Raw genomic sequence first — 25,842 nt, forward strand, 5'->3', positions numbered from 1 at the left:
CGTCATGCGCAAGGAGCATGTGTTAATCATACTAGCGTCAATCACGGCGCTCGTCATCGGTCTGCAGATTGGTTTTGCCAGCCTGCCGGCGCCGAAACCAAAACAGGTCGAGGAGTCGGTGACGAAACCGGATGATTTTCAGGCAGGACTGCGTGACGCAAAAACCGAATTAAAGATGGTACAACGTTTTGCCTTGACGAGTACGATCAAGCATGACCGTTCAAACGAGACGTGGATCTACGCCAGTCAAACCCCGACCCGCATTGCGGTCGATTGGTATTATGTTTCGAGTTATCCGGAGAGCAACGTCCAGATGACCCGAAACGACGTCTCGCGAATCGTGACGTACGACCGGTACCTCATCGTCGTGCGTCCGATTTACGGGGTTGTCGAAGACAGTGAACTGGAACAGTTTGCGCTGCGTTTTTCAAGTTATTTTATGACGCTAAAACAACAAAAGGAGGATGACGATGTCAGGTAAAATCATTCTGTTGATTGGTGGATCGGGCAGCGGAAAGTCTTCCTTGATTAAACGGTTACGCCATGAATATGAACGTGTCCGCTTTATCCCGTCCGTCACGACACGGCCGAAACGTCCGACGGAACAGGATGGGGAGAGTTATCATTTCGTCGACGTCAAGACGTTCCAGCAATTGATTCAAGACAATGGTTTCATCGAGTACGCGCACGTTCATCGCGCCTGGTACGGAACACCGCGCCAAGCGTATGAAGATGTGCTGGCGTCCGATGGAATCGTCATCAAGGATATCGATCCCAAAGGGGCAACCGCCTTTAAAACGATGTTTGCCGATCAAGTAATCACGATTTTTGTCTCCGTTCCGCCGGACTTGATGAAAGAACGGCTGTTGATGCGGGGTGATACGCCGGAGTTCGAAGCCCGGCTCATCGACTATGCCGATGCGTGGAAAGAGCGTGATCATTACGACTACATGATTGAAAACATTGACTTTGAACAAGCTTATGCCGATCTGCTCGGCATCATTTCCGCCTATATTCCGGGACAACCGTCCGAATCGTAACAGCAGGGAGTCTCCCTGCTGTTTTTGACTGTTGCAAAAGGAGGTACTGATGGACCCGATTTTAGACTGCTTACAACAACACCCGGCTTTAAAAGATTTTACGGGTTGGCGGCGCCTTCCGACCCGGTATGGTATTGATCCCAAATATACAGCGCAGGACGAAACAGGAACGTCGATCTTCCACATCAATCCGTTACGGGATGTGGAGCGAAAACAGCAAGAGTTCTGTCTCCTGCAACAGATGCATCAGGACGGTTTGGCGGTGCCGGAACCGCTCGACCTCATCGTGATACCGGGCATGTCTTGGTGCTGCAGCCGGTACCGCTATCTGGAGGGAACGACGGTCCGGCAACTGTTCCCTTTGGGGCAGGAGTCGGAGTATCGTCTGGGACGAGAAGTGGGGCAACAGTTAAAACGACTGCATACCTACGCTGCACCGTCAGTGCTTGAACCGTGGGCGAACCGTTGTCTCGCCAAACATCAGCGGTACGTCGATCAGTACCGGCAAGGACGGATCAGAATCCAAGACGATCAGCCCCTTCTTTCCTTCATCGAGCGCCATGTCGAGTTGCTGGACGGTCGACCGAACCGGTTCCAGCACGATGACCTGCACCTCGGTAATCTGATTGCGGATGAGGGTCGGTTCGTCGGATTGATTGATTTTTCGAATCATGATTTTGGGGACCCTTGGCATGATTTCGTCAAGGTGGGATTGTTTCAAGTCGAGGAGAGTGTGCCGTTTGCCGTCGGTCAACTCGACGGATATTTTGACGGGGAGGTGCCGGAAGCATTTTGGGTGCTATACAGTGTTTATCTTGTGATGGCCGTTTTTTCTAGCGTGGTCTGGACCGAGCGACATGCGCCGTTGGAAACGGAACAAATGGAACAACGCCTTGGCGGTATAGTGGCGGCTCATCACCAGTTCGAACAAGTGATTCCGGATTGGTACCAAGACTTCATCTACTCCAATTCCGAAAATGCATGAAACCACCACAACAAACGTTTCCCTGACGAAGTCGTCTTCATCAAGGAAACGTTTGTTGTGGTATTCAGCTGTCCCATGTGTCATCGAGGTGCTCTGCATAAAAACGGAGCGCCCGTTCATAGGTCAGGATGTCTCTGTCAGCAGTGGTGTCAAGGAGTGTCCGGATGAGCAACTCCGTCGATTCGGACGCCCGGTCGAGGTTATGTAAAGTCAACGCATAAAACGTTTGGAGCACGGGATGGTTCGGAAATCGGACGAGTCCTGCAGTCAAGGTCTGTTCCGCCTCCATGTATCGTCCAAGCGCCCGGTAGGTGCTGCCGAGTCCGATATACGCTTGTTGTAAATAAGGCGGGATTAAGCCAGAGGAGATTGCTTTGACATAATAAGGAACGGCAGCCGACTCTTCACCGAGGCTGTCGTGGCACCAAGCCATCTGGTAATTGACGAACGGATCGTCCGGTGCTTGCCTGATGTAAGTCGCGACGACGTCTTTTGCAACGGCGTACTGTTTTTCCTGCCGGAACCGACTGACTTCCGTCCAGTCAAAAGGAGGTGTTTCGGTCGGCGTCGCTTCCGTATTCAAACGGACGAAAATCCGCTGCTCCGTCCAGGTATGGTTGTCGGGGAACCAGACGGATCGGATGCCGTCGTCCTGCATACCGAGGCGACGGACCAACTGCACCGTGGCAGAATCGTCGAGGGGAATCCGGACTTCAATCCGCTGATACTGCAATGGAGCAGCGACGGCTTCGTCGGCATATCCGAAGGAAGCGTCGATCGAAAAGCCGATTGTTGCCGCTGCTAAGCTCTTTCGGGCGAGCGTCGAAAAAGTAATCGTTCCGAGGTGGACCCCGTCCGTCGTCCGGAACACACCGAAGCAGTAGCCAAGGTCATCCGCCGCCCGCTGCTGTTGTTCTGCGATCCATGCTTCGAACCAGTCCTCTGTAAACACGGTCACATCCGGTTGTCCGGAAGAGGGGACGGAAGATTGCGCAAGCCAACTCGGAAAATCCGTCAGTTGGTATGGACGGATCGTCAAGCGTTCCGTCTGTGTCGTGAGTGTGCCTGTCATCACTGAATCACTCCTTTTTTGAGGTGGGAACCAAAAAACCCTTCAACCGAATCGGCTGAAGGGTTGGATGAAGATTAAGCCTGTTGTTCGAGTTTTGTCAGCAATGTCCGGAACGTATCGAGTTCGGCATCGGAAAAGTCAGCGAACACATCAGACAGATATTCCATCTTCATCGCTTCCAGTTTCCCGTATAACTCGATGCCTTCTTCTGTCGCCCGAAGTTCGACGACACGACGGTCGAGTTCACTCCGCTCACGCGAAATCAATCCTTTTTTCGTCAATTCATCCGCAAGCGCCGTAATCATGCTGGCTGAAAATTGGAATTCATTGGACAAAGCCGACGCGATTTGCGGACTGCTTGTGCAAAGTGACTTCAAAATAAAGAATTCATTTCGCGTCAAGTACGTCGTAAACATGCTCCGGACGTCTTTTTTGATGGCGCGGTAATTCATGCGTAAACCCTTTTCTGTATCCACGATCAATTGGTCGCGGTTTGCTACTTCTAGTGTAGTGGCCATAGTTTCACTCTTTCTGTACCGTAGTTTCTTCTTCCGAGATTTAGTATAGTGAAAAATTTTAGTTTAATCAATATTTTTCTCTTGAATCATCTGTTTTGTTAACGGTTGGACCTGTTTGATGATTTCCTCGACATTCCGGAGTTCAGGATAGAAGCGGCGGAAGAAATAATCGATCCGGTGCGGATCGTTGCCGGCGATCGTCACCGCCATGCAGATGTAGGCAATCCCGATCCCTTGGCGGGGCAGGAAGGGGTTCGGCATGACCTGGGCACATTTCAAGGCGAGCGGACTGTGGACGGAAACGGCTTCGATCAATTCGCCGTAGTTCCGGATATCGACGTAATGGAACATCCGTATCAGTTCGTTGATCAATTGTTGATCGGAGTCAAGCATCATCTGGGACGTGACCAATTGTTTATCCAGATCATTGATGACAGCGGAATGATCAATGAAATAATTTAAGTTGTCGGACGTGATCCGGACTTGGTGGGGATCAGACAAAATCTGTTGGACGGTCTCGTCTTCGAATTGTTTGAGCTGTTTCTTGATGTTGACAAACTCTTGGTCGGCGATTTCAAGCAGACCGGCGACCCGGCTGAAACTGCGCCGCACTTCCGCCGGCACGCTGTTCGGATTTTTGTAACCGAGATCGTGTTCGATTTCAGCCCACGCGTGTTGGAGGATGGAGCGGATCTGAATCTCGGCTGTATGGTCCTTGAAACGGCCGTATTCGCTGAGCGCGAGTCGTTGGTCACTTAGGGCGGCGACGAAGTGGACCGACAGATAGCCGAACTCTGTCGTATCGAGTAACGTCGATTTATCGACGGATTGATCCCGGTCGATCGAAAACTCATTTTCGATGATCCGCGCCGCTTCCCGGACATCATCGTGAAAATACGTCACGATCCGGATCCCGGTCAAGTCATGGACGTCCCGGAGCGACTGGTATTTATTTGGTTGTCGTAACACTTTTTGATATAAGCTTTCGGATTCCTTGGTCCGCGCAACAATCGAATGGTATTTGATCCCGGCAGCGTCTAAAAGTTCGGATAACAACACCTTTAATTTATCCGCAAACGCGTCATAATCTTCCTTATCGTTTACGTATTCCAGCATCATCGTATTTAAATCTTGTGATTGCACGGATTTCACCTTCCTCATCAAGTCTCTTCTAGCCATATTGTAGCACTCGTTTTCGATGGACGCACGGGAAGACCCTGTTTCAACGACTGCCGTTCGTGGGAAAGAAAGAATAGAACATCTGGGAGGGGTGCTACAATGGAAATCTTGGACGCACGGGCGTTGCCGGCCGATCATTCCGATATCTTACATGTCACACCATCGTCAGTTTATTTCAGACGCCGACTCGACGAAAATCAATTTCATATCAGCCGGTTTGATTTGGAAGATCAGGAACAAATCGATTTGACGACGGACGTGTTGCGCGATCACGGACCAACCCGTCCGTTCGTCAAACAAGGCAAAGTGTATTGTTTAAACGAGCAACACCGGGATGACGGTGGGGAAACCCACCTGCTTGCGATCGATCTGCACTCGGGGAAAAGCGAGCAGCTCGCCGTGTGGAACTTACCCGGTGATTTGACGCTGTACTGGGTCTTAAACGCCCGTTATATGGTCCTGTTGCATGTCGATCAGACGACGACGGCTTTTCTGTATGACGTGACGACAAAAACCCAGCACCCGATCAACGATGAACGGTTGTACGGCATCACGGAAAACTACCGGGAACTGTACTTTTTCCTCGTCAGTCTAAACGAGACGGATTATATCGTCTGCAATGCCCGGCTCGATGAGTTTTCATTTTATGACGCGCTTGAGAGCGGGGTCATCTCGCCGGAAGATCCGATTGATCACTCTGAAAGTCTGTTGATTGCTTCGCTTGCTACGATTGTCCAGGAAATCGAACAAGGAGCTGACCGTTTGTCGTTTCAGACGTTACTCCGCCTGGACGGGGAAGGGGACACTGTTCAATATTTAGGGGAACAGGGTGGTCACCTTGTGTTCAGTGCCTACACCGAACGGTTAAATGAAGAAGTGTTTTATCAGATCAACAATGAATCGGACATCACGGAACTCGGTCGGGTCCGGTGGAGTGATTATGAACCGCTGGACTTTACGTATGACGACGTCGAATCGACGATCTTCATCGTCAACGATCGGTCCGATGAACACCATGAAGTCATGAATCTGCGGACAGGCGCCCGCTACTTGGAACGGGACCCCTTTGAACGGGTGTTACGCGACCGGTTTTATCTGCATGAATCGATCGGCGATGACGCCGAACCGATGGTGACGGTATTTGACGGCGAACAAAATGTCCGTCACCGGTTTGAGGATGCCTATTATATGATCGTTTCCGGAGAGCTCGTCATCTTGTCCGTCAAACAGTTGCAATGATCCACCGAACGATTGGCGGAATCACACTGTGAATTCAAGCAGTGTGATTTTTAAACTGTACGTATGTTTATTTCATTTACCGTAAATATTAATAAAAAATAAAATTAGAAAAGCAAAAATCATATCAATCATTTTTATAAACACAACAAAAAACTCTCCCATCTTAGCCAATTTGACCAAGACGGAAGAGGAGAATGGTATGCTTATTCTGCATCAGATGTCCGTGTAAAGATATCGACTTGAATGTTTCCAGCTGTTGCGCGTGAGTACGGGCAAACAGTATGCGCGATTTTTCCGAGTTCAGCAGCTTGTTCTTCCGATACACCACGGACAAGAACGTCGAGTTCAACTGACAGGGTAAAACCGTCTGCTGCTTCGTTTAGGGTAACGTGAGCAGTGACTTCGCTGCCGTCATGTTTGATGCCTTGTTTACGGGCAACAAGGTTCAAGGCAGAATCAAAACAAGCAGAGTATCCGGCAGCAAATAATTGTTCCGGGTTTGTTGCTTCTTTTTTAGATCCTGGTACAGGCATCGCGAGAGCGACGTCTAAGATTCCGTCTTCCGATACGACGCGACCGTCGCGTCCTCCTACAGCAGTTGCAGATGAAGTAAACATTGGTTTCATGGTTGTAACATCCTTTCGTTTTTAGGTATTCTTTTTAAGTAGCTTACAATTAGATTTTATACAATCTAATTTAAAACACAACTATTATGCTTGAAGGAGGTCTCTTGATGTCAAATCCACTCTTACTGGATGAACAATTATGTTTCCCGTTTTATGCAATTTCACGGGAAATCACGAAACGGTACCGTCCGTTGCTCGATCCGCTTGGATTAACCTATCCGCAGTATCTGGTCATGTTGGTTTTATGGGAAGAAGATGAGCAATCGCTCAAAGCAGTCGGTGAACGGTTGCACTTGGATTCCGGTACCTTGACGCCTTTATTAAAAAAACTGGAAGTATCCGGTCTGATTCGGCGTGTCAAGAATCCGACAGACGAACGGCACATCAAAATCACGTTGACAGCAGAAGGACGGGACCTTCGGCAACAGGCCGAACGCATTCCGCTCGCTTTAAAAGAAGTGCTCGGCGTGTCGGAAGAATATCTTGAGCTCGTCAAACAGACCTTAAACCGGCTGACATTAAAAATGAACGGAACTGATTAAACAGTCCCGTTCATGTAATGCTTATTTACGGCGGAAACCTTCTTCTTCCAGATAGTTTGCCGCTTCTTTATACGAATTAAAGGCCCCGTCGAGTAACTCGCCGGCATAGACCAACCATGTATCCAAATCTTCGTTTAATAACGTCAATTCGAATTGGTTGTCATTGATCCATGTTTCTTCTAATGTTTCGACCGTCTCGACGGTTTCCAACGCCTTGATGGCATCTTGAAGTAAGAGGATTAAAGCCGGCTCCGAAAATTCACGGATGTTGACGAATCCTTTCCGGTCTTTTTCATATCCGGGTAAACCTGCTGCGTAAACAAACCCGTTTCCGTTTGGATGCAGGTGATAGACGACGATTTTTTTCTCGAACTGACTTTCCGGGAAGTGGAAGTTGACACGATTCAGGGAAACTTCTTTCCGGACAAGTTGTGGGAAAGTCTCGATGATAGTTAATTTTTCTTCAAATGTTAGCATGGTTCCTCCTTGAGATACATTTCTACTCTCTTATATATGCGATGATTCGCAGGGAAATGTCAACGTCTGATTGATGATGCTGAAACTTCAACGGGTCTCCTCCCGTATGAAAAAACGAAAGGCAGGAGATTTTATGCAAGCAAACCATCCGACCGGGGAGTGGCAATATCTGCCTCAGGCCTCGGTAACCGCTGAACGTCAATACGTTGGAATCAAGTATACCATTGTTGCCCTCCTCATTGGAGTCGCGACCGTCGTCCAAATCACCTGGCTTGATCTGTCTCCATGGTGGATGTGGATTGCTTCCGCCGTCGTCGGTCTGTTGTTCATACTGCAGTTCGTCTATATTCCGCCGATCCGGAAAAAGTATTTTAAGTTCCGCGTCGATGAGGAATTTTTAATCGTCGAGTCCGGCATCTTCATCTTACATCATGTCGTGACACCGCTCGTCAAAGTCCAAATCATCGACACCTCGTCGGGTCCGATTTTACGTCGTCATGAGTTAATGAACATGAACGTCCGCACCGCGTCGGGAGAAATCGATCTGCACGGACTCGAGGTGACTCAGGCGAAGAAACTGCGACAGCAGATCGAACGGATCGCGAAACTTGAGGAACAAGAGGAGGAGACGTTATGACACGGCGGGTCCATCCTCTGTTCATCCTGATGACGACCTTAACGCATCTCCGCTCGCTTGTCATCCCGATTGCGGTCATTTTGTTTAATGATTTGAAAAATGACGGGTTTGGTGTTTACACGGCAATTGGCGTCGCAGTCGTCAGCCTGATCATCCTGTTGTTTGGAATCGCGTCCTGGTATTTCTACACGTTCACCTTGGACGACCAATCGATTCGGGTCAATAAAGGGATTTTCCGGAAAAGTGAGCGGACGACAAAACGTCAGCGGATCGAGTCGATCGGAATCAACCAAAACGTTCTCGAACGTCTGCTTGGACTGGCGACCTTGACGGTCGAAACATCGTCAGACGGCGGCAAACCGGAAGTCGAGCTCAAAGGGGTCCGGTTGAAGTTCGCCAAACAATTGAAGTCAACAATCGGATCGACGGATCAGATTGATTCGTCAGAACACTCCTCCTCGTCTGACACGTATTCCGTCAGCATGACGGAGCTGTTGCTGGCCGGTGCCTTGTCCGGGAGAATCGGTCTTGCGCTGGTCGGGTTCGGTGCCGTTTATCAATTTATCAACCGCTTCATTGAAAAGTACATCAGTCAACTGTTCAACGAATTACTCCATCTGTCGTTACTGGTGTTAGTTACGATCGGCCTGTTGGTGTTAGTGATCATCTACATCGGCTCCATCCTCGTCTTTGCATTACGGTATGGATCGTTTCAAGCCACTTTACACCAACACCGGTTGACGATCGGGTACGGTCTCTTGAACCGGACGGAAGTTGTGTTTCATCAAGATAAGGTTCAAGCCCTCGTCATCGAAGAGAACTGGATCAAACGCCGGTTTAAGCGGGCACATCTCTCCCTGCATATCATCTCCGCCAGCGGGGAAGAGGAAAAGCTGTTGCTCCATCCCTTCATCCGCGTCAGTGACATCGATGGCTTTTTAGAACGGTTTTTACCGCGGTTTAAGCAACTTGTACCGGAACGACGTGCTGCCGATCGCGGATTTTTCTACATCGTGCGTTGGCCGTTGCTCGGTTATGCAAGTCTGTTCCTGGCTGTAAACGGCGCCTTGTACTTTTGGCTGCCGGAAGCGATCCGGTATATCGGCTTGGTGCTGTTCTTATTTTTGCCGCTGTATTACGTCCTCGCCCGGTCCGGTTACCGGCATACGCGTTACGGTTATGAAAATGATCTGTTCGTTTTACGAAAACAACTTGTCAACCGGGAAACGATTTATGCGCCCCGTTTGAAAATCGAAGCTTTTTCCGGGCATGTCTCCCGTTTTTTGGAAGAGAAAAGCATTTTGAAATTCCGAATCACGCTGCGTGGTTCGACGGGGTTTGATGCCGGATATTTTACTGCAACCGAATTTAAGGAGATCTTGCACTGGTACCAGCAAACATTCTTAAAACCGTTGCCGCCGGCAGCAGGTCCTGAGGCAAAGGACGGCGAATAAGTGTAGGAAACATAGGACGGAAGGGAGTTTACAGCGTGCGCAGATGGTTATTCGTCATCCTTATTCCCGTACTGATCATCAGTGGATTGATTCTGTATGATGGTCACCGGATTCAACAGACGCTCAGTGGACAGTCCGATGCGTCCCGCCTGTTAGCAAACGAAAGCAAAGCGTCTGATGAGAAGCAAACCGATGATCAAACGTGGTTTACCGAACAAGACGTCGTATCGAAAAAGCTGACGACATCAGGACCGGAACGTGTTGGTCAGTACCTTGCTGCAACAGAGGCTTCTGACAAAACAGTCATTGTCCTACCTGACGACACACCACACCAGGCCTCCCTGTTTTCACTGATCCGCTTGTACCATGAACAATTTGGTTACCATGTCCTGCTTGTCGAACGTCGAGACACGGAGGCACGGAACTCTGGTTGGTTGGACCGGCTGGATTTGATTGATTGGACAAACCAGCTGATTGCGGAAAATGGACCGACGAGCCAAATTTTATATCACGGATTAGGTGTTGGAGGCGCGACGGCCTTGTTGGCTGCGGGGGAAGCAGACGTCCCGAAACAGCTGAAAGTCGTCATCTCGGAAGGTGCTTATGCCCGCCTTGACGATTGGTTGGCGTTCCGTGCCAAAGAAGATCTCCCGTATCCTGCGGGTCCGTCACTTGCTGCTGCCAGTACCTTCAATAAGTTCCGGCAGGATTTCTTTTATGGGGATGTGTCCGTCACGCGACAGACCTCACGCATCATGGTGCCGACTTTATTCATTCACGGGACGGACGATCAACGCGTCCCGTCGCGGATGGTGTATGAACTGTACCAAGCAAAACCCGGCATCAAACAACTGTACCCGGTCCGGGGAGCGGGACACGACGACACGTCTTTCAAAGATCCCGATAATTATGAAAAACGGCTCCGGTTATTTATCGAACCATTCGTCAAACCGCTATAAGCCATAAAAACGAGAACGGCAGATGTTCCATCCGCCGTTCTCGTTTTTTGTATTGACCTGATTTAAAACAGGATAAATATACCAGCTTCCTGTCGGTATGCTACGCTGTCTCTATTAACAAGAAACAGGCGCACGTAGTGTGTTGTTTCGAAAGGAGCAATCCATGACAGGAGTTCAATTGTCTTGGGTAGGAAATGAATCGGCGTTCGTCGATCAGATGGACATTCAAACCATCGGTCCTGTCGCGGTAGGACGGTTTGGCGGATGCAGCCGGGCGGGGCAAACAAAAAATGAGGACGGGTGTCTGATCTGGCTTGGTGACGACTGGGAATTCACACTGGTGCTCGACGCCCACGATACAGCGGAGAGCGCAATTGCAGTCGTGCGTCAGATCACGCGGCATCAGGAAGAAATCGAACAAACGTTACATCAACCGGTCGAGCAGGCATTTTCGTCACTTGAACAGCTGGTGCTCGGATTGTTACAGGACGAAGCTTTTCGGGCGACCTGCCGAAGTGTACAAGGAGAGACAGCCTGTTTGTTCCTTGCGCGAAAAGGAAAATACCTGTGGTGGTTATCGGTCGGCGACGTGCTGGCTTATCTGTTCCATCCGGATTTGAGCCGGCATCATCAATTTAAGCTGAACGAACGACAATTTTTTGAGTGGATCGGGCGGGTCAACACGTTTGATTTACCGGTTCCGTGTTACACGCGCGGCGTCCGGGAATTACGGCGCGGGATCAACCGTATCTTGGTGACGACAGACGGTCTGGTTGAATGTCCTGGAACACCATTTGAAGATTCAAAGACGATGGCCACTCTTTTTGAGAGATACCCCGAAACGGCACTTGCTACGTTACTCGAAACGATTGAACGACATGATGTCCGAGACAGTACGACGATTGTGACCTGGACGGTGACGGTGGAGGAAACCGTCACGATGCCGGGCAACGCAAAATAAAAGCATGACCCGTATTTCCGTCGCTGGTGGAAAGGGGGTCATGCTTTTATTCAGTTGGTTCCACGGGAGACTCAACGGGAGCGGGTTGTTCTGTCGGCACGATGTCTGTCTCCGGTGTTTCATCCGTATCGGTCGACGGCAACACGATGCCGACACTTGCCAAAACGGCAAGTAAAGTGGTATTCGTTAAAGTTTGACGCATCTGTTTCCCTCCACTTCTTACAGATAAAGTGATCTTTCTTACTATTCTGAATATTTATGGCGGATTCGTCAAGCAATCGCCATCTTCCTTATGAGTATTTTTCCCGTTAAACCGTTATACTTAAACATGAAAAAGGGGGATCTCGCTTGAAACTAACTAAAGCCAACACACGTATTTTAGAGTCGTTGTTACCACGACTCAACCTGAATGTCGAAGAACCGGAGCGGACGGAAATCGAACACCGTCTCCAAGCCGATTTGTACGAAGCACAACGGTCGCAAAAGCCGTTTGAAACGGTGCACGGTCAATCGCCGGAAGAGCGGCTTGATCAAATGATCGCCGAAATCCCGGAACGCCGCCGCGTCGAGACGCAAAAACGGTGGACCCGCAACTATGTCTCGACGATTCTGATGTTCATCTTCATCGAAGGAATCGACGGCATTTTTCAATTTGCGTTAGCCGACTATATCCTCTTTTCCATCATCGCATTATTTTTAATCGATGCAATGTCAATCTTGATTACGTCACCGAAAATCCGTCTCGTCAAGAAGCGGGTCTGGGCACAATTCCTTATCAGCTTCATGCTGTTCGCGACGTATAAAGCTGTCCTGATTACGTTCGTTCCGAATCCGGACGTCTTGATTCAAGTCAGTGGAACTGCTTCGTATGTGATTGGAATCGCCGGATTGGTCGGACTGTACATTTACTGGTCGAAGAATCCGCTTCGTAAACGGGCCTAATCAGCAAGGAGGGGAAAACATGGAATTCACGCACTGGAAAAGACGTATGCAAGACCATTTTGAACGAATGGGATTTGATTTACGGATTGAACGACTGGCGATGCAGGATATGCTGAAGCTCGAGGCGACACACGGAGCGTTCCTGTTTTTCCCGATTACAATCACTTTATATGAGCGAATGGGTTGGCAAATGGTGGCGATTGAATCGCACCATCCGGAAGAAGTCGACGACTTGTTTGCGGAAGCACAAGTCCAATCGTTGTTCCAGATGACGATGATGACCTTCGAAGAAGAAGAACGCGAATTCATCTTAGGTTTTTACAGCAATACCGGGCGTTACTTGACAGACCAGGTCTCTTCGACCGGTCAACTGATCCGCGTCATCGAAGAGGAGTGGAATGATGGAGAAGTCTTACGAATTTCAACGTTTGAGTCGTTTCCGGGTTTATTCGTCGCTCCGGCATTTGCGCATCAGACCTATGCCTTTGCACCGGACGGGGATGACTGGCAGATCTTGGTCGGTCGGACCGGCCGGCCGGCCAGTGATTACCGCTTTGACGGGCACGTGTTGAGCGCGCACCGCGTGCCGGAAGGGGAACTGTTTACACCCGCTCCGATCCGCGTCCCGATTCATCAGTTTGAGGAGGTACGCAAACAATTGCGCACCGAACAGGTCGAGATCGAGACCTTTTTACAACAGGCGATGGAAACGATCCGTCAATATGATCCGTCATTCGGGTTTGCCTGGCGGGGGACGGTCACGTTTTTCCACGGAATCCCCGTCAATCCGTTTGCGCAACGCTTGTGGCTCGAAGAAGGGCAGAAGCGCTTTCGCGTCATGCAGCAAGGGTCCCGGCGGATTTTGGCCATCGGCGCCACGTCCGACGAGACGATTCAGCTGCTCGATCAAGCAGTCGGTGCCGGAGAACCGGACGGGACACCCGTCAGCGCCGTGGGACAGCTTCTGTTAGGAATTTGGCAACAATTCGAGTCTGATGAAGCGACGTATTTGACCGCGGTCGACTGTGAAGGGATTTCACGCCAACAAGCCGAAAACCGGATTCGTCACAGCCTGGCACGCCGCGAACCCATCGAATGGATCGACCGGGCACAAAACGGGAACGACAGCTGTCGCTTCGGCGGTCTGACGCTTACCTTTCCGCACCGCCCGCCCGGAGTCGTCCGAATCAGGCGAACCGATGAATCAACTGCTGTAGCAGAGCAAACCGATACACCATGATACACAACCGAAAAAGCGACTGTCGTCTCTCGATTTACCGAGAGAGGATAGTCGCTTTTTTTTACTCCGAAAACGGCTGACCGAGTCCGAGGGAGGCAATCAACTTCCTGATCCGTTCTTCCGACTGTTTCGGGGTCAAAATCAACAACTGATCTCCGCCGATCAGCCGGGTTTGTCCCCGTGGGGTGATGATGGCATCGTTTCGGATTACCGCGACGACCAACAAGTCTTGCGGCATCTCGATTTCTTGCAGTGTTTTCCCGTCGATGCGGCAAAATGACGGGACACTGACTTCGACAATCTCGGCGTTCGGATTGGCGACGGTCATGAACTGAATCAAGGGTTCAACATCAATCAGCGGTTTGACATCAAGCTTCATCAATTTGACGATCCACGGCAAGGCCGTCCCCTGCAACAGAGCGGATGTCATGACCGTAAAGAAAACGATGTTGAACAACAGGTTCGCTTCCGGCAAACCGCTGGATAGCGGATAGGTCGCCAAGATGATCGGAACGGCGCCGCGTAATCCGGCTGCCGTGATGACACTTTGTTCCCGGATGTTATAGGGAAACGGCAGTAAGGACAAAAAGACGGCGAGCGGTCGGGCGATCAGCACCAACGTCAGGACGATGACAGCGGAGACGAGTAGCGTTTGTGGGTCGAGCAACTGTTTCGGGAAGACAAGCAGACCGAGCATGATGAACATCCCGACTTCCGCCAAATGGGACAAACTGCCGCTGAAACGGACAAGGATGTCCCGGTAAATCAAATCGTGATTACTGAGCCAAATGCCTGTCACATACACGGCGAGGAATCCACTGGCGTGCAGACTCGTCGCCACGCCGTAGGAGAGAAGGGCACCGCTGATCAACAGCGTCGGATAGAGGGCGGAAGATTGGAGCTGAATCCGGTTCATCAACGTCGTCAAGCCCCAACCGATCACAAGACCAATCAGAAGTCCAAGCCCCATCTCATAAAGCAACGCCACGATTCCCTGACCGATCGAAAATGCGGCCGGACTGAGAGCGAACTCCGTAAAAAAGATCGTCAGGAAGACGGCCATCGGATCGTTGGTTCCGGATTCCGCTTCCAGCGTGTGTTTGACCTTCTGATCAATCGATTGTCCGTTGAGCAATGAAAAGACGGCTGCCGCATCCGTCGAACCGACCAGTGCTCCGATCAACAAGGCAATCGGCCAACTGAAATCAAGCAGGTAGTGTGCGACGACGGCAATCAATCCGGTCGTCACGAGGACGCCGATGGTTGCGAGTGATAATGCCGCCGGTAACACCGGCTTAAAGTTTTTCCAGCGCGTATTGAGTCCGCCGTCAAACAAGATGATGACCAGAGCAATCGTCCCAAACAGCCGTGCTTGTTCAAAATCTGCAAAATCAATCCATCCCGTGACATCGGTTCCGGCGAGAATCCCGACAAAAACAAACAGAATCAGGGTCGGGACATTCAGACGAACGGCAAATTTCGTCGTGATGATGGCGAGTAACAGTAAGATGCCGGCAAGTAACAGGACGGTCGCTTCGTTCACATGCACTCACTCCCTTTGATGAAAGGTATCTTTTCTTTAGTATACGCCATTCTCTTGCACCAATTCGGAAAAATAGTTTTCAAGAACATGTGTATAAATCCGAAAAAAAAGGAAAACAGGTAGCATATGGTATCATCGATCCGAAAAGAGGAGGCAGTTTCATGAATATTTGTGTAGTTACAGGAGCAAATTCCGGTATGGGCATGGTCACGATTCAAGCATTACTCGAACGCGGGGACCGGGTCATCGCGACCGTCCGCTCAGCCAAGAAGGCGACGTTACTCGTTCAATTGTTGCGTGAGCATGGGGTCTCCCATACGAATCTGGAGGTTGAGATCGTCCAACTGGATCAACTGGACTCGGTCCGGCAATTTGCGGATCTGCTATTTGATCGGATCGGCCGCATCGACCGGCTGATTCTGAACGCCGGTGTCATGGTCCCACCGTACCACCGGACGAAGGATGGGTTCGAGTCTCAGTTCCAAGTCAATTACCTCAGCCACTTTTATTTGATTGAACGGTTGCTCCCGCTTCTGGAACAAGGACAGGACCCCCGCGTCATCTCGATTTCGTCACTTGCCGGTGAAGGCGGGTTGATCCGGACGGACATCGAACTCGAAGCGATGGCGCATGTCAAAAAGGAACAATACAATCCGATGCGGTCATACCGGGAATCAAAATTGTTGCAGATGGTGCACATGCGTGAACTGGCGGAACAATACGGAGACCGGGTGACGTTCGTCAGTGTCCACCCGGGCATCGTCAATACGGACTTATTCTATCGCGGAAAATACGGCAAGGTGCTCAAAACCGTCTTAAAGCCAATTGCTCAAATCGGGTATTGGACCGGAAAACTGTATACGCCGGAATACGGAGCCAAAACGGCGTTGTACCTTGCAACGACGGAAGATCGTCTTGAAAACGGAGGGTATTATGCGGATTCGGCACCGCGTCTCAGTAATCCGGTCGTCGAAGACGAGACCTACCGCCGACAAGCGCGGCACCTCTCGAAACAATGGGTCGGGTTAACGTAACCAAAAGAAGGTCTACCGACTCGTGGGAAGTCGGTAGACCTATGTTGTGCAGACTGGGGGTCTGATCACGCTCCTAGCATACAATATAGGAGTATATAATTTTGAAATATGAAAAAAATCACAAATTGATGCTGTCATTTGAAATTTTCATGTAGTTTGTGCAAATCGGTTTTCTTCTGTGCTCATTTTCGTTAGGATGAAGAAGAATTTTTTTTCAGGAGGACTACTATGATTCGACAAGCTACAACACAAGATGTGAAACAGATTGCGGCACTTCTCAGACATAAGGCCGAATTATTACAAGCAGGCGGAAGCGAACAATGGTCCGCGTATCTGAAGGCAGATCTGGACGCGCTCGTCGCAGCAGATCTTTCAGCAGGACGTTTGTACGTATATGAACAGGACAGCCGCCTTCTTGGTTCGATTGCGCTGTTGCCTTCACTCGATTGGGACAAAGCCTTATGGGATGATGCGGAAGGTTTGTATATCCACCGGATTGTCGTCAGTGAATCGGCAAAAGGGTTGGGTGTCGGAAAACAACTGATCCAGCATGTCATTGCTGTCGCGATGGCTGAACAGGAACGTCTCCGGTTGGATTGTGTCGCGACGAATTCGTTTTTAAATACGTATTATCCGTCCTTCGGGTTTGAAAGCCGGGGAATTCGTGACGGTTTTTCGACATATGAGTATCCGGTTGCCGTCCTTTCGCACTGAGACCCTCTTTAGTCAGGACAAGTGACGTGTGCTTTGGTATGGTTAGTAAAAAGAATGATTCGAGGAGTGATCAGATGCGTCTTCAGATTGGTTTCATCGGTTTTGGAAAAAGTACGACCCGTTATCATCTACCCTACGTCATGATTGAGGAAAATTTTGATGTGACGTGGATTTACAATCGAAAAGCAAAGCCTGATCTCGAAAAAACGTATGCTGATCAGTTACCCGACGTCCGGTTTACGACGGATCTCGACGCGATGCTGCGGGATCCGGAGCTGCAAGTCGTCGTCATCAATACACCACCCGCCACACATTTCGCCTATGCGCTGCAAGCGTTGCAACACGGAAAACACGTTCTGGTCGAAAAACCGTTTACGGTAACGGAGCAGGAGACGGCGCAGTTGTTCGAAGTCGCCAAGCAGCAGGGAGTTAAACTGCTGGCCTATCAAAACCGGCGTTTCGACAGTGACTTTCAAGTCGTCGAGCAAGTCATCCGGTCCGGTAAACTGGGACGCCTCGTTGAAGTCGTCTCGCATTTTGATCTCTACCGCCCGGAAGCGGCGCCGGCCATCGCGACAAACGAGAATGGCGCGTTGTACGGTCTCGGTGTCCATACGATGGATCAAATTGTCGCCTTGTTCGGAAAACCGGACCAAGTCGGGTACGACATCCGTTCGGTCCGCTTAGCCGGGAATCCGGATGACACGTTTGCGCTTGATTTTTATTATCCGGAACTCAAGGTCAGTGTCCGGACAAGTCATGTCGCCTTAGCCGGCGCGCCGCGTTGGATGTTGCACGGGACAAACGGTACGTTCATCAAACAACACGTTGACCGGCAAGAGCTCGATCTGAAGGCGAATTACTTCCCGGGAGAAGAAGGCTTCGGAGAAGATTCGGAAGATGATTACGGGCGACTGTTGTATCATGATGACCACGGTCACTTGCAGGACGTCCGGATTCCGAGTCCGGTCGGTGATTACGGGAAGCTGTATCGGGCCTTTTACGACAGTATCGTCCACGATAAACCTTTACCTGTCACCGAAGAAGAGACGAAACTCGTCGCACATTTGATGGAACAAGGTTTCTCCCAACCGTCTCCTTTCATTTTGAATGTTAAAAAATGAATTTTTTTCGATATCAATATAATTACATCTCAGCAATCTGCCTAGGCAGAGCTGAGATTTTTTGTTATAAAGGAAAAGATATCACAATTTTTCAGAATTTTCTTATGGAATGTTGATTAATATTTCAAAAAGATGGGAAAAACTGTGTATATTACATCCAAAGGGGGTTTATCATGAAAAAAATCATTTCGTCCTTCATCATTGCGGGGGTGTTGATCGGCTTGTTTAGTCCGTCGCTCATCGCAGAAGCCGCCACGAAGTTGACCGTCACGACCGATGTGTTGCGTGTTCGTGAAAAGCCGTCGACGACGAGCAAGATTCTCGGAAACATCACGAAAGGTGCCGTCTATACGTCAAATGGCACATCCGGCAGTTGGTACAAGATCACGTATAAATCACGGACCGGTTACATACACAAGGACTATGTCCGAACGTCGACGACCTCGAAATATACGTCGACCGGTGCCCGTTATACGACGGTTGGCACGTTGAACGTCAGAACAGGTCCAAGTACAACGTCTAAAACCGTTACGCAATTGAACAAAGGGGTCAAAGTGGCGTCATACGGCACATCCGGCAGCTGGACCCGTATCTTGTACAACGGCAGCTACCGTTATGTTTCGACACAATACTTGACGAAGACTGCTCCAAGCAGTTCATCGAAACAGTTAAACGTACCGTATTACAATCAGTACTCATTGGGTTATCCATCCGGTTGTGAATTCGTTTCGTTGAAAATGGCACTGGAGTACAAGAAGAAAGCGGTCTCTGCTGCTTCACTGTATAACCAAATGCCAAAAAGCATGAAAAATGCCACATACAAAAACGGGAAATACTACTGGGCGGATCCGGAAAAGATGTTTACGGGAAATCCGGCCGGAACCCTCGATTACTACAAGAACTGGGGCATATATCCAAAAGGCATCTTACCGCTCGCGAAAAAATATCGGAGCGGGGCAACTGATATTTCAAAGCAAGGGGTCAGCAAGATCGAAAGTGAAATCCGCAGTGGAAATCCGGTCATCGTTTGGGCGACGGTTGATTTTAAAAATCCATATGGTTACTTCTCATGGATCAAACCGGATGGCAAAACATTTACAGGATACCGCAATTACCATGTCATGCTCGTGACGGGTGTCTCAAGCACCTCGTTTACGGTGTCCGATCCATACCGTGGAAAATATACGGTCAGCCGGTCACAATTTACATCTGTCTACAATACGACAGGACAATATGCCTTATCTGTCCGTTAATCTGTCTGCCGGTGAAGCTTTCCGCTTCACCGGTTTTTTTATTAGACTCCGTAAGCATGAAGCGATGACCGCGTTACGGATTTTAAAGAAATGGGAATTGATTAAAAGACAAGTAAAATAATAACAACCCCTATGCTTTTATCCAGCAAGTCATCCAGAAAGGACCGGTGAGAAGATGGATGAAACACGTTTGGAACAGCTTGAGCAAGAAGTCGCACAGTTAAAGGCACGACTGGATCGATTGGAACAACAACCGGCGGCAGACGCAGACATGAAAGGCGAACCGGTTTCTTCTGTCGCCCGTCCAGCCGTCCGTCCGGCGTTCGTCAAAAAGCAACGGACACCTGTCGTCAAGAAGGTCCGGACACGGGACGAATGGGAAAACGTTTTGGCAACGGTCTGGTTACCGCGGATCGGGGCGATTTTTGCGGCAATCGGGGCAATTTTCCTGTTTTCGTACGCTTCCATGGCCGGTTTGATCAGTCCGGCAGTCCGGATCGGAAGCGGAGTCATCATCGGCTTACTCGTCATGGCACTTGGTGAGTTTCAGTATGAGAAGAAACGGCGGGAGCTCGGTGTCGGGCTTGTCGCAACAGGAACGATTGTTTCCTTGTCCGCGTTATTCGCCGGTATGGCCTTATATGAATTTTATCCGCCGCTGTTGGCCTTTTTACTCGAAATCGTCGTGCTTGCGATTGCCTACGGATTGATGTTGTGGATGCGGTCAACGGCGTTATTGATCCTGGTCTCGGTTACCGGTTTTTTGTTACCGTTCCTTCAATTATCGGATGAACCGGACGTCTTCTTGTTTTTACTGTATGAAGTCCTGTTATTTACGGCAGTATGTATTGCCATCCTGCGTTTACAGTCGACGAAAGCCTACCCGGTGGCAGCCGGAATCTTTTTCCTGGCGTTGATTTTCGGCAGTCTCACTGTTAATTTTGAGACACGCCCCTTGATTGATGAAATCACCTTACTCATGGCATCCTTCATGGGCTATCTCGGTCTTGCATACGTCGGGACCAGACTTCCGATCACTTACAATTATCCGAGCTGGATAGCGGGCGGGTTCGTCCTGCTCAGTCTGTCAGTGGTCGATTGGCCGTTTGTTTACGGACTCGCGGTTCTGTTTGCACTACTCGCTTACGTCGTCGCGAATCAAACGAAGGATGCCTGGCAAAATGGTGTCGGTCATATCGCCCTGTTGTTTGCGATCTCACAATTACCGGTCGACACACTCAGTTTAGGCGATCAGTTCCGGACCGTTCTCTATGCGCTCGTAGTCGTCGGATTGTGGTTCGTCGAGCGGCAGCAAGTACCATATCAGCGATTCTTCGGCATCGCTGTGTACTTGATGCTTACGTTGTATACGATTGGAAACTATGAAGCGTATCGACTGAACGGTCAATCGTATGCCGTATCTGTATTGGGGCTGACCCTCGCGACAGCAGCCTTCATCCTGTTACTCGTCCGGACGCATGGGGAAGCGATTTGGCGGAAGTATTGGCAGGTCGTCTTATTTTTCGCAGCGGTTGGTGTCTTCGTGACCTATACGTTGATCGTGATGGAACTGCCGTTTTATGCGGATCTCGACCAGACGGACCGCAGTACGACCTTATCCGTCGCCTATATCCTGCTCTCTTTTGTTCTGGTGGCGATCGGCCGCTGGCGCGGAACGGCTGCCTGGCGCTTGTCGGGTCTTCTGTTGCTGTCGGTCAGTGCCATTAAACTGTTATTGTTTGATTTGTCATTCTTGTCCTTGATTCAAAAAGCGTTTGTCTTCATCGGATTCGGTATCGTGGCGTTCGTCATTTCACGCACGTACTTCAAAAAGCGTCAATCCTGAACAGTGTTCTTCCTTTTCCGTCAGACGGTCACATCTGGCGGGGAAGGATTTTTTTATGGAAACATATTGATAACGATTATCATTATCGACTATACTGATTGATGAACTTACTTAATTATCAGGGGGAACCATCCATGCGACATAAAAAATCACTCACCATCGGACTGTTATCGATGACGACATTATTGGCAGCGTGTACCGAACAACCGACGGCAACGAAACCAGCAGCGAAGCCGGATCCATTCGAACAAGTCGTCGCCGATTACCGGATTTATGCCATCGCGGAACTCGATCAGTTCACGAAAAAGACGGAAGCGTTCACGACAGCGGTCAAGGAAGGAGACCTCGATCAGGCTAAAGCACTGTATGCGCCGGCCCGGATGCATTATGAGCGGGCAGAACCGATTGCCGAGGTGTTCGGCGACCTTGATCCGAAAATCGATGCCCGTGAAGGGGACGTCAAGGAATCGGAATGGGGCGGATACCACCGGATCGAGCAAGGCTTGTTTGAGAAAGGGACGACGAAAGGATACGAAAACTATGCGACACAATTGATGGAAGACGTTCACCTTCTCCGGGCGAAAGTCGAGACGGTCGATGTCACACCGGAACTGCTCGTCACCGGCGCAACGGATTTATTGAATGAAGTCTCGACTTCCAAAGTGACAGGTGAAGAAGACCGGTATTCGCATACGGATTTATATGACTTCGCGGCGAACGTCCAAGGGGCGGAAAAAATCTATCAGTTGCTCAACCCTGTGTTGAAGAAACAGGACCCGGTTCTGTCAAAAGAGATTGCGGCTCGTTTTGCTGATGTCAATGCCTTACTGGAAGCCAAGAAATCCGGCGACGGATACGTCCTCTATACCGACCTATCGAAAACGGACGTCAACCAGTTGAGCCAGGCCATCAACGAGTTGGCGGAGCCGCTTTCGAAAATGGGCATCGTATTGGAGGGGTGATTGATGACGCGGACTACGTTGGAAGAAGGAGTCACACGTCGTGACGTGCTGAAGGTCGCCGGATTGACGGGGCTTGGCGCAGCATTGTATGCCAGCGGAATCGAACGGTTGTTGCCGCGTGCCTTGACGGCGCAAGCGATGGATCAGGTTCCGTTTTACGGGACATACCAAGCGGGCATTCTGACCCCTGTACAAAATCATATTCAATTGGTCGCTTTTGACGTGCAGACAGATCGGCGGGATGAACTGATCGATCTGTTACGCCGCTGGACACGCGCCTGTGCCCGGTTGGCGGCCGGTCTGTCGCTTGGAGAGTCGGACAGCCAATACGTGCCACCGGAAGATACAGGGGAAGCGGAAGGGCTCTCGGCGAGCCATCTGACGTTTACATTCGGGTGCGGTGCCAGCTTGTTTGCCGGGGATCGTTTCGGAATCGCCCATAAACGGCCGGTTGCGTTACGTGACTTGCCGACCTTTGATTTGGACCAGTTGGATGACAAGTGGTCCGGCGGAGACTTGATTGTTCAGATTTGCGCCGATGATCAGCAGGTCGTCTTTCATGCCTTACGGAACTTGACCCGGATTGGACGCGGAGTTGTCAAAATCCGCTGGACGCAAGCCGGTTTTCAGCGGTCGAAAGCGGCGGATGCGACTGGCGGAACGCCGCGGAATTTGTTTGGTTTCAAAGACGGAACCGGTAATCCGGATCTGACGAAAGATAAAGTCCGGAACAAGCATCTGTTTTACCAGTGGCAGGACGGTTCTCCTTGGCTGACAAACGGGACGTTTCTGGTTGTCCGACGGATTCAGATGCACCTCGAGGTCTGGGACCGGACGATTCTAAAGGAACAGGAACGGACTTTTGGACGAGAGCGGGCGTCCGGTGCGCCACTGGGTTCAACCAACGAGTTCGCCTCTGTCACACCGGACAAACGGACGTTACACGGGGAAACACAACTGCCGGCGGATTCGCACACGGCAGTGGCGCACGGGACAGGTAAGGAACAGCTGTTACGCCGCTCCTATTCGTATCAAGCCGGGGTCAATGAAACGACCGGCGCTCTAGATGCCGGATTGTTATTCGTTTCGTTCCAACGCTCACCGGATCAGTTCATCACGATTCAAAAACGACTGGCGGCGTCCGACCGGCTAAATGAATACATCACCCACCGCGGCAGTGCCTTGTTTGCTTGTTTTGGCGGGATTCAAAAAGGAGGGTACATCGGCGATGCGTTATTTGCTTAACTTTCTGATCGTCCTGTTGTGTCTGTTCGGAACGATGCCGCTCGTTCAAGCGGATTCACAGACTGACGCCTTATATGTATCGATCGGACAAGCGATTGCCGCTGTTCAGGCAAACGACCGGCCGGCGCTTGAGACGGCGGTCGCTCGGCTTGCGCAACAAGTCGAGCAGCTCAAAACATCGGATGAAAAAACGGTGATCCAAAAGGAACTGACGAATTTACAGGATCAACAGGATGAACCGTTTTCCAAAATCAGTCCTGCCTTGACCCGGTTGTCGACAGCTGTCCGTGCCTTGGAAAAAACAGCAACGAAGGCGGATCCGGCAGCGAAACAACGTCTCAATGCATTGTTTTTGCAGACCGACCAACTGCGTGAAGCAAATACAGCCGCCGAACGGCAACAACTCCAGTCGCAACTGCTCGCAGCATGGATCGATCGGGAGACGATTGTCCGGGAAACGAGTATCGGACATTACGGACAAGTCGAGATGGGGCTGTCCGCCATCCGGATTGCCCTCGCGCGTGACCCGTTTGACGAAACCGAATTCCGCGACGCGCTTGATCAGTTTGATCAAAGCATTCAATCATTTCTCGACGGGGATACCGTCAAGGACGTTCAAAAGACAGGACTTGCGACACTAACGACCTTACTGGAGCAGGCGGACCGGTCACTTAAGCAAGGTGACATCGAGGCGGCGAAACAGTCGTTGACGACCTTCATCACACGTTGGCCGAGCGGGGAAGGGGAAGTCCGGACACGCAGCAATGCGCTCTATACAACAATTGAATCGGACATCCCGGTCTTATTGTCACGCGTCAGTGCAAAGACACGTGTCTCCACTCAGGACGAACTCCGTCCAATCATCGCTTCGTTACAAGTGTTGGAGCAAAAGACGACCTATACGTTCGTCGACGCGATGCTCGTCATGTTACGCGAAGGACTGGAAGCCTTGTTGATCATCAGTGCCCTCGTTGCCTTCACCCGAAAAGCAGGCCTCAAGGGGGAACGGTTGATTTGGAGCGGAGCGGTCGTCGGATTACTTGCCAGTGGCGGTCTTGCGCTCCTGATTCAATCGTTTTTTTCCACGGCACTCGCCGGTGTCGGACGGGAGCAGATTGAGGGATGGACCGGTCTTGTTGCCGTCTTGATGATGTTAGTCGTCGGTTCATGGCTGCATTCGAAGACGGTCCTGACGTCCCGGAAAGGACAACTCGCGACAGCGTTTGTCGGACGTTCGTTGTTTGCCGTCAGTTTCCTGACGATTTTCCGGGAAGGGGCGGAGACTCTGCTGTTTTATGCGGGGATGGCTCCTGCGATGACACCGCTCGCTTTGACGAGCGGCATTTTACTCGCGATCGGTCTGATCACTGTCGTGTCGGTCGCCGTGATTTATTTCGGCGTCCGTCTGCCGATTAACCGTCTGTTTTTGGCAGCGACGATCTTGATTTACGTCATGGCCTTTAAAATACTCGGTGCCAGCTTGCATGCCCTTCAATTGACGGGCAGTGTGCCGATGCATGTTCTCGCATCTGTGCCTTCCGTGCCGTGGCTCGGCTTTTACCCAACGTATGAGACAATCCTCCCGCAGGCGGCCCTCGGTCTGTTTGTTGCGGCTACGGTGATTTGGAAACGGCAGTCGGCTGTGCGGTTACGACAAGTCGGTTAAATCATTTTTCGATTCATGTTTTATTCATTATGTTTCGGGAATAACTTTATATCGAGAGTAGATTGTTCGCTCGCATGAAGGAGAGGAAACAACATGATTGAAACACGAATCGTCCGTAACATGACAGCCGTTGACGCAGAAGTGACAAGTCTGAAATCAAGCGGTTATTCGAATAAACAAATTTACATTTTTGCAAAAGACGAAGAGTTGGCAGAACGCATTGCAAGTGATACGCAGACACTCGCTTATCGGGTGACTAAAAAATCATTTTTCGAGACGCTGATGTCAACGGTCCGCAGCAACCGAAAAGACCGGATTGCCCAGTTATCGGAACTTGGGATGACGAAGGATGTCGCCGAAGATCTTGAGGATGAAGTCCGTCACGGTCGGATCGTCATCGTCGGGTCAAAGTCTGATCTGCTCAATCCAGCGTTTGCTGCTTCCTATGTCGTGGATGAAGCGACGGATTACGGCGCAGGTGTACCAAAACTGGAAGAGGAAGAGACGACAACGACACTACCGGCCGATCAGAACGTGAAACTAAAGGACGATTGAACTACCTCCACCTACGCTTTGCTCAGAGG

The 25,842-nt window shown here is 50.4% G+C and carries 27 protein-coding genes; 20 read left to right on the forward strand and 7 right to left on the reverse strand.

The genetic code is table 11. The features are described 5' to 3' along the window. Positions 1-4: 4 nt before the first annotated feature. From KNP87_RS03365 to KNP87_RS03375, 3 genes are read left to right on the forward strand one after another with little or no spacing between them, the layout of a single operon-like run. Positions 5-481 (forward strand): hypothetical protein, encoded by a 477-nt coding sequence (locus tag KNP87_RS03365; protein WP_119923039.1) that lies wholly within the window; start codon positions 5-7, stop codon positions 479-481. Continuing rightward, positions 471-1,040: a guanylate kinase gene (locus tag KNP87_RS03370; RefSeq protein ID WP_026832842.1), complete on the forward strand. Its 570-nt coding sequence runs from the start codon at positions 471-473 to the stop codon at positions 1,038-1,040. Before KNP87_RS03365 ends, KNP87_RS03370 begins: the two co-directional genes overlap by 11 nt. A gap of 49 nt (positions 1,041-1,089) precedes the next feature. Next, a complete protein-coding gene (locus KNP87_RS03375; RefSeq protein WP_214720820.1) occupies positions 1,090-2,025 on the forward strand; it encodes an aminoglycoside phosphotransferase family protein in 936 nt (311 codons plus the stop codon). 64 nt (positions 2,026-2,089) lie between these two features. Here KNP87_RS03375 and KNP87_RS03380 read toward each other — a convergent pair whose 3' ends face one another. The 3 genes from KNP87_RS03380 to KNP87_RS03390 form a co-directional block, all read right to left on the reverse strand. After that, entirely contained in the window at positions 2,090-3,097 is a 1,008-nt protein-coding gene (locus KNP87_RS03380; RefSeq protein ID WP_214720821.1) for a tetratricopeptide repeat protein, read from the reverse strand. A gap of 74 nt (positions 3,098-3,171) precedes the next feature. After that, positions 3,172-3,615, reverse strand: a complete 444-nt coding sequence (locus KNP87_RS03385) for a MarR family winged helix-turn-helix transcriptional regulator (RefSeq protein WP_026832844.1) — start codon at positions 3,613-3,615, stop codon at positions 3,172-3,174. Between the two features lie 63 nt (positions 3,616-3,678). After that, the gene (locus tag KNP87_RS03390; protein WP_233550649.1) at positions 3,679-4,758 is read right to left on the reverse strand and encodes a GTP pyrophosphokinase; all 1,080 of its coding nucleotides are present in this window, start codon (positions 4,756-4,758) and stop codon (positions 3,679-3,681) included. Positions 4,759-4,893: 135 nt separating this feature from the next. Here KNP87_RS03390 and KNP87_RS03395 point away from each other — a divergent pair, with 135 nt between their 5' ends. Beyond that, a complete protein-coding gene (locus KNP87_RS03395; protein ID WP_026832846.1) occupies positions 4,894-6,033 on the forward strand; it encodes a hypothetical protein in 1,140 nt (379 codons plus the stop codon). A 203-nt stretch (positions 6,034-6,236) separates the two neighbouring features. Here the strand turns inward: KNP87_RS03395 and KNP87_RS03400 are convergent, their stop codons facing one another. Beyond that, positions 6,237-6,659 (reverse strand): organic hydroperoxide resistance protein, encoded by a 423-nt coding sequence (locus KNP87_RS03400; RefSeq protein ID WP_026832847.1) that lies wholly within the window; start codon positions 6,657-6,659, stop codon positions 6,237-6,239. A gap of 107 nt (positions 6,660-6,766) precedes the next feature. Here KNP87_RS03400 and KNP87_RS03405 point away from each other — a divergent pair, with 107 nt between their 5' ends. Next, positions 6,767-7,201 (forward strand): MarR family winged helix-turn-helix transcriptional regulator, encoded by a 435-nt coding sequence (locus KNP87_RS03405; protein WP_214720822.1) that lies wholly within the window; start codon positions 6,767-6,769, stop codon positions 7,199-7,201. Positions 7,202-7,222: 21 nt separating this feature from the next. Here KNP87_RS03405 and KNP87_RS03410 read toward each other — a convergent pair whose 3' ends face one another. Continuing rightward, the gene (locus KNP87_RS03410; RefSeq protein ID WP_147511069.1) at positions 7,223-7,678 is read right to left on the reverse strand and encodes a hypothetical protein; all 456 of its coding nucleotides are present in this window, start codon (positions 7,676-7,678) and stop codon (positions 7,223-7,225) included. 76 nt (positions 7,679-7,754) lie between these two features. Between KNP87_RS03410 and KNP87_RS03415 the strand changes: the two genes are divergently transcribed. The 4 genes from KNP87_RS03415 (at position 7,755) to KNP87_RS03430 (ending at position 11,689) form a co-directional block, all read left to right on the forward strand. Further along, positions 7,755-8,315 carry a PH domain-containing protein gene (locus KNP87_RS03415; RefSeq protein ID WP_251135389.1) on the forward strand — a complete coding sequence of 187 codons (561 nt, stop codon included), beginning with the start codon at positions 7,755-7,757 and terminating at the stop codon, positions 8,313-8,315. Further along, positions 8,312-9,769 carry a PH domain-containing protein gene (locus tag KNP87_RS03420; protein ID WP_214720823.1) on the forward strand — a complete coding sequence of 486 codons (1,458 nt, stop codon included), beginning with the start codon at positions 8,312-8,314 and terminating at the stop codon, positions 9,767-9,769. The genes KNP87_RS03415 and KNP87_RS03420 overlap by 4 nt, the downstream gene beginning before the upstream one ends. Positions 9,770-9,804: 35 nt before the next feature. After that, positions 9,805-10,728: an alpha/beta hydrolase gene (locus KNP87_RS03425; RefSeq protein WP_214720824.1), complete on the forward strand. Its 924-nt coding sequence runs from the start codon at positions 9,805-9,807 to the stop codon at positions 10,726-10,728. 163 nt (positions 10,729-10,891) lie between these two features. Continuing rightward, the gene (locus KNP87_RS03430; RefSeq protein ID WP_214720825.1) at positions 10,892-11,689 is read left to right on the forward strand and encodes a protein phosphatase 2C domain-containing protein; all 798 of its coding nucleotides are present in this window, start codon (positions 10,892-10,894) and stop codon (positions 11,687-11,689) included. A 46-nt stretch (positions 11,690-11,735) separates the two neighbouring features. Here KNP87_RS03430 and KNP87_RS03435 read toward each other — a convergent pair whose 3' ends face one another. Then, positions 11,736-11,891, reverse strand: coding sequence for a hypothetical protein (locus tag KNP87_RS03435; RefSeq protein WP_214720826.1), 156 nt, complete (start codon positions 11,889-11,891; stop codon positions 11,736-11,738). Between the two features lie 146 nt (positions 11,892-12,037). Between KNP87_RS03435 and KNP87_RS03440 the strand changes: the two genes are divergently transcribed. Both KNP87_RS03440 and KNP87_RS03445 read left to right on the forward strand, forming a co-directional pair. After that, on the forward strand, positions 12,038-12,631 hold the full coding sequence (locus tag KNP87_RS03440; protein WP_026832852.1) for a hypothetical protein: 594 nt from the start codon (positions 12,038-12,040) through the stop codon (positions 12,629-12,631). 19 nt (positions 12,632-12,650) lie between these two features. After that, a complete protein-coding gene (locus KNP87_RS03445; protein WP_214720827.1) occupies positions 12,651-13,871 on the forward strand; it encodes a hypothetical protein in 1,221 nt (406 codons plus the stop codon). Positions 13,872-13,932: 61 nt separating this feature from the next. Here the strand turns inward: KNP87_RS03445 and KNP87_RS03450 are convergent, their stop codons facing one another. Further along, a complete protein-coding gene (locus KNP87_RS03450; protein WP_214720828.1) occupies positions 13,933-15,414 on the reverse strand; it encodes a potassium/proton antiporter in 1,482 nt (493 codons plus the stop codon). Between the two features lie 161 nt (positions 15,415-15,575). On the opposite strand from KNP87_RS03450, the gene KNP87_RS03455 reads away from it, so the two are divergent. The 9 genes from KNP87_RS03455 to KNP87_RS03495 all read left to right on the forward strand — a co-directional run bounded on the left by KNP87_RS03455 (position 15,576) and on the right by KNP87_RS03495 (position 25,813). Continuing rightward, positions 15,576-16,448, forward strand: coding sequence for an SDR family NAD(P)-dependent oxidoreductase (locus tag KNP87_RS03455; RefSeq protein ID WP_214720829.1), 873 nt, complete (start codon positions 15,576-15,578; stop codon positions 16,446-16,448). Between the two features lie 228 nt (positions 16,449-16,676). Beyond that, complete coding sequence (locus KNP87_RS03460; protein ID WP_214720830.1) at positions 16,677-17,162, forward strand: GNAT family N-acetyltransferase; 486 nt, start codon at positions 16,677-16,679, stop codon at positions 17,160-17,162. Between the two features lie 74 nt (positions 17,163-17,236). Further along, positions 17,237-18,286, forward strand: a complete 1,050-nt coding sequence (locus KNP87_RS03465; protein ID WP_214720831.1) for an oxidoreductase — start codon at positions 17,237-17,239, stop codon at positions 18,284-18,286. Between the two features lie 173 nt (positions 18,287-18,459). Then, positions 18,460-19,539: a C39 family peptidase gene (locus KNP87_RS03470; RefSeq protein ID WP_214720832.1), complete on the forward strand. Its 1,080-nt coding sequence runs from the start codon at positions 18,460-18,462 to the stop codon at positions 19,537-19,539. Between the two features lie 175 nt (positions 19,540-19,714). Continuing rightward, positions 19,715-21,385, forward strand: a complete 1,671-nt coding sequence (locus KNP87_RS03475) for a DUF2339 domain-containing protein (protein WP_214720833.1) — start codon at positions 19,715-19,717, stop codon at positions 21,383-21,385. A 134-nt stretch (positions 21,386-21,519) separates the two neighbouring features. Beyond that, on the forward strand, positions 21,520-22,347 hold the full coding sequence (gene efeO, locus KNP87_RS03480; protein ID WP_214720834.1) for an iron uptake system protein EfeO: 828 nt from the start codon (positions 21,520-21,522) through the stop codon (positions 22,345-22,347). A 3-nt stretch (positions 22,348-22,350) separates the two neighbouring features. Next, positions 22,351-23,592 (forward strand): iron uptake transporter deferrochelatase/peroxidase subunit, encoded by a 1,242-nt coding sequence (gene efeB, locus KNP87_RS03485; protein ID WP_214720835.1) that lies wholly within the window; start codon positions 22,351-22,353, stop codon positions 23,590-23,592. Next, positions 23,576-25,258: an FTR1 family iron permease gene (locus KNP87_RS03490; protein WP_214720836.1), complete on the forward strand. Its 1,683-nt coding sequence runs from the start codon at positions 23,576-23,578 to the stop codon at positions 25,256-25,258. The genes efeB and KNP87_RS03490 overlap by 17 nt, the downstream gene beginning before the upstream one ends. 93 nt (positions 25,259-25,351) lie before the next feature. Further along, positions 25,352-25,813: a YflT domain-containing protein gene (locus tag KNP87_RS03495; protein ID WP_214720837.1), complete on the forward strand. Its 462-nt coding sequence runs from the start codon at positions 25,352-25,354 to the stop codon at positions 25,811-25,813. The last annotated feature ends 29 nt before the right edge of the window (positions 25,814-25,842 follow it).

The organism is Exiguobacterium sp. s192, assembly GCF_018618795.1.
Lineage (GTDB): Bacteria > Bacillota > Bacilli > Exiguobacteriales > Exiguobacteriaceae > Exiguobacterium_A > Exiguobacterium_A undae.

What these genes read in the sequence shown, in the direction of transcription:
- KNP87_RS03375 (WP_214720820.1), top strand. Translation starts at nt 1,090, where the DNA reads ATGGACCCGATTTTAGACTGCTTACAACAACACCCGGCTTTAAAAGAT.
- KNP87_RS03405 (WP_214720822.1), top strand. Translation starts at nt 6,767, where the DNA reads ATGTCAAATCCACTCTTACTGGATGAACAATTATGTTTCCCGTTTTAT.
- KNP87_RS03370 (WP_026832842.1), top strand. Translation starts at nt 471, where the DNA reads ATGTCAGGTAAAATCATTCTGTTGATTGGTGGATCGGGCAGCGGAAAG.
- KNP87_RS03430 (WP_214720825.1), top strand. Translation starts at nt 10,892, where the DNA reads ATGACAGGAGTTCAATTGTCTTGGGTAGGAAATGAATCGGCGTTCGTC.
- KNP87_RS03410 (WP_147511069.1), bottom strand. Translation starts at nt 7,678, where the DNA reads ATGCTAACATTTGAAGAAAAATTAACTATCATCGAGACTTTCCCACAA.
- KNP87_RS03490 (WP_214720836.1), top strand. Translation starts at nt 23,576, where the DNA reads ATGCGTTATTTGCTTAACTTTCTGATCGTCCTGTTGTGTCTGTTCGGA.
- KNP87_RS03395 (WP_026832846.1), top strand. Translation starts at nt 4,894, where the DNA reads ATGGAAATCTTGGACGCACGGGCGTTGCCGGCCGATCATTCCGATATC.
- KNP87_RS03380 (WP_214720821.1), bottom strand. Translation starts at nt 3,097, where the DNA reads ATGACAGGCACACTCACGACACAGACGGAACGCTTGACGATCCGTCCA.
- KNP87_RS03445 (WP_214720827.1), top strand. Translation starts at nt 12,651, where the DNA reads ATGGAATTCACGCACTGGAAAAGACGTATGCAAGACCATTTTGAACGA.
- efeO (WP_214720834.1), top strand. Translation starts at nt 21,520, where the DNA reads ATGCGACATAAAAAATCACTCACCATCGGACTGTTATCGATGACGACA.
- KNP87_RS03400 (WP_026832847.1), bottom strand. Translation starts at nt 6,659, where the DNA reads ATGAAACCAATGTTTACTTCATCTGCAACTGCTGTAGGAGGACGCGAC.
- KNP87_RS03475 (WP_214720833.1), top strand. Translation starts at nt 19,715, where the DNA reads ATGGATGAAACACGTTTGGAACAGCTTGAGCAAGAAGTCGCACAGTTA.
- KNP87_RS03365 (WP_119923039.1), top strand. Translation starts at nt 5, where the DNA reads ATGCGCAAGGAGCATGTGTTAATCATACTAGCGTCAATCACGGCGCTC.
- KNP87_RS03465 (WP_214720831.1), top strand. Translation starts at nt 17,237, where the DNA reads ATGCGTCTTCAGATTGGTTTCATCGGTTTTGGAAAAAGTACGACCCGT.
- KNP87_RS03455 (WP_214720829.1), top strand. Translation starts at nt 15,576, where the DNA reads ATGAATATTTGTGTAGTTACAGGAGCAAATTCCGGTATGGGCATGGTC.
- KNP87_RS03420 (WP_214720823.1), top strand. Translation starts at nt 8,312, where the DNA reads ATGACACGGCGGGTCCATCCTCTGTTCATCCTGATGACGACCTTAACG.
- KNP87_RS03460 (WP_214720830.1), top strand. Translation starts at nt 16,677, where the DNA reads ATGATTCGACAAGCTACAACACAAGATGTGAAACAGATTGCGGCACTT.
- KNP87_RS03495 (WP_214720837.1), top strand. Translation starts at nt 25,352, where the DNA reads ATGATTGAAACACGAATCGTCCGTAACATGACAGCCGTTGACGCAGAA.
- efeB (WP_214720835.1), top strand. Translation starts at nt 22,351, where the DNA reads ATGACGCGGACTACGTTGGAAGAAGGAGTCACACGTCGTGACGTGCTG.
- KNP87_RS03435 (WP_214720826.1), bottom strand. Translation starts at nt 11,891, where the DNA reads ATGCGTCAAACTTTAACGAATACCACTTTACTTGCCGTTTTGGCAAGT.
- KNP87_RS03415 (WP_251135389.1), top strand. Translation starts at nt 7,755, where the DNA reads ATGCTGAAACTTCAACGGGTCTCCTCCCGTATGAAAAAACGAAAGGCA.
- KNP87_RS03470 (WP_214720832.1), top strand. Translation starts at nt 18,460, where the DNA reads ATGAAAAAAATCATTTCGTCCTTCATCATTGCGGGGGTGTTGATCGGC.
- KNP87_RS03385 (WP_026832844.1), bottom strand. Translation starts at nt 3,615, where the DNA reads ATGGCCACTACACTAGAAGTAGCAAACCGCGACCAATTGATCGTGGAT.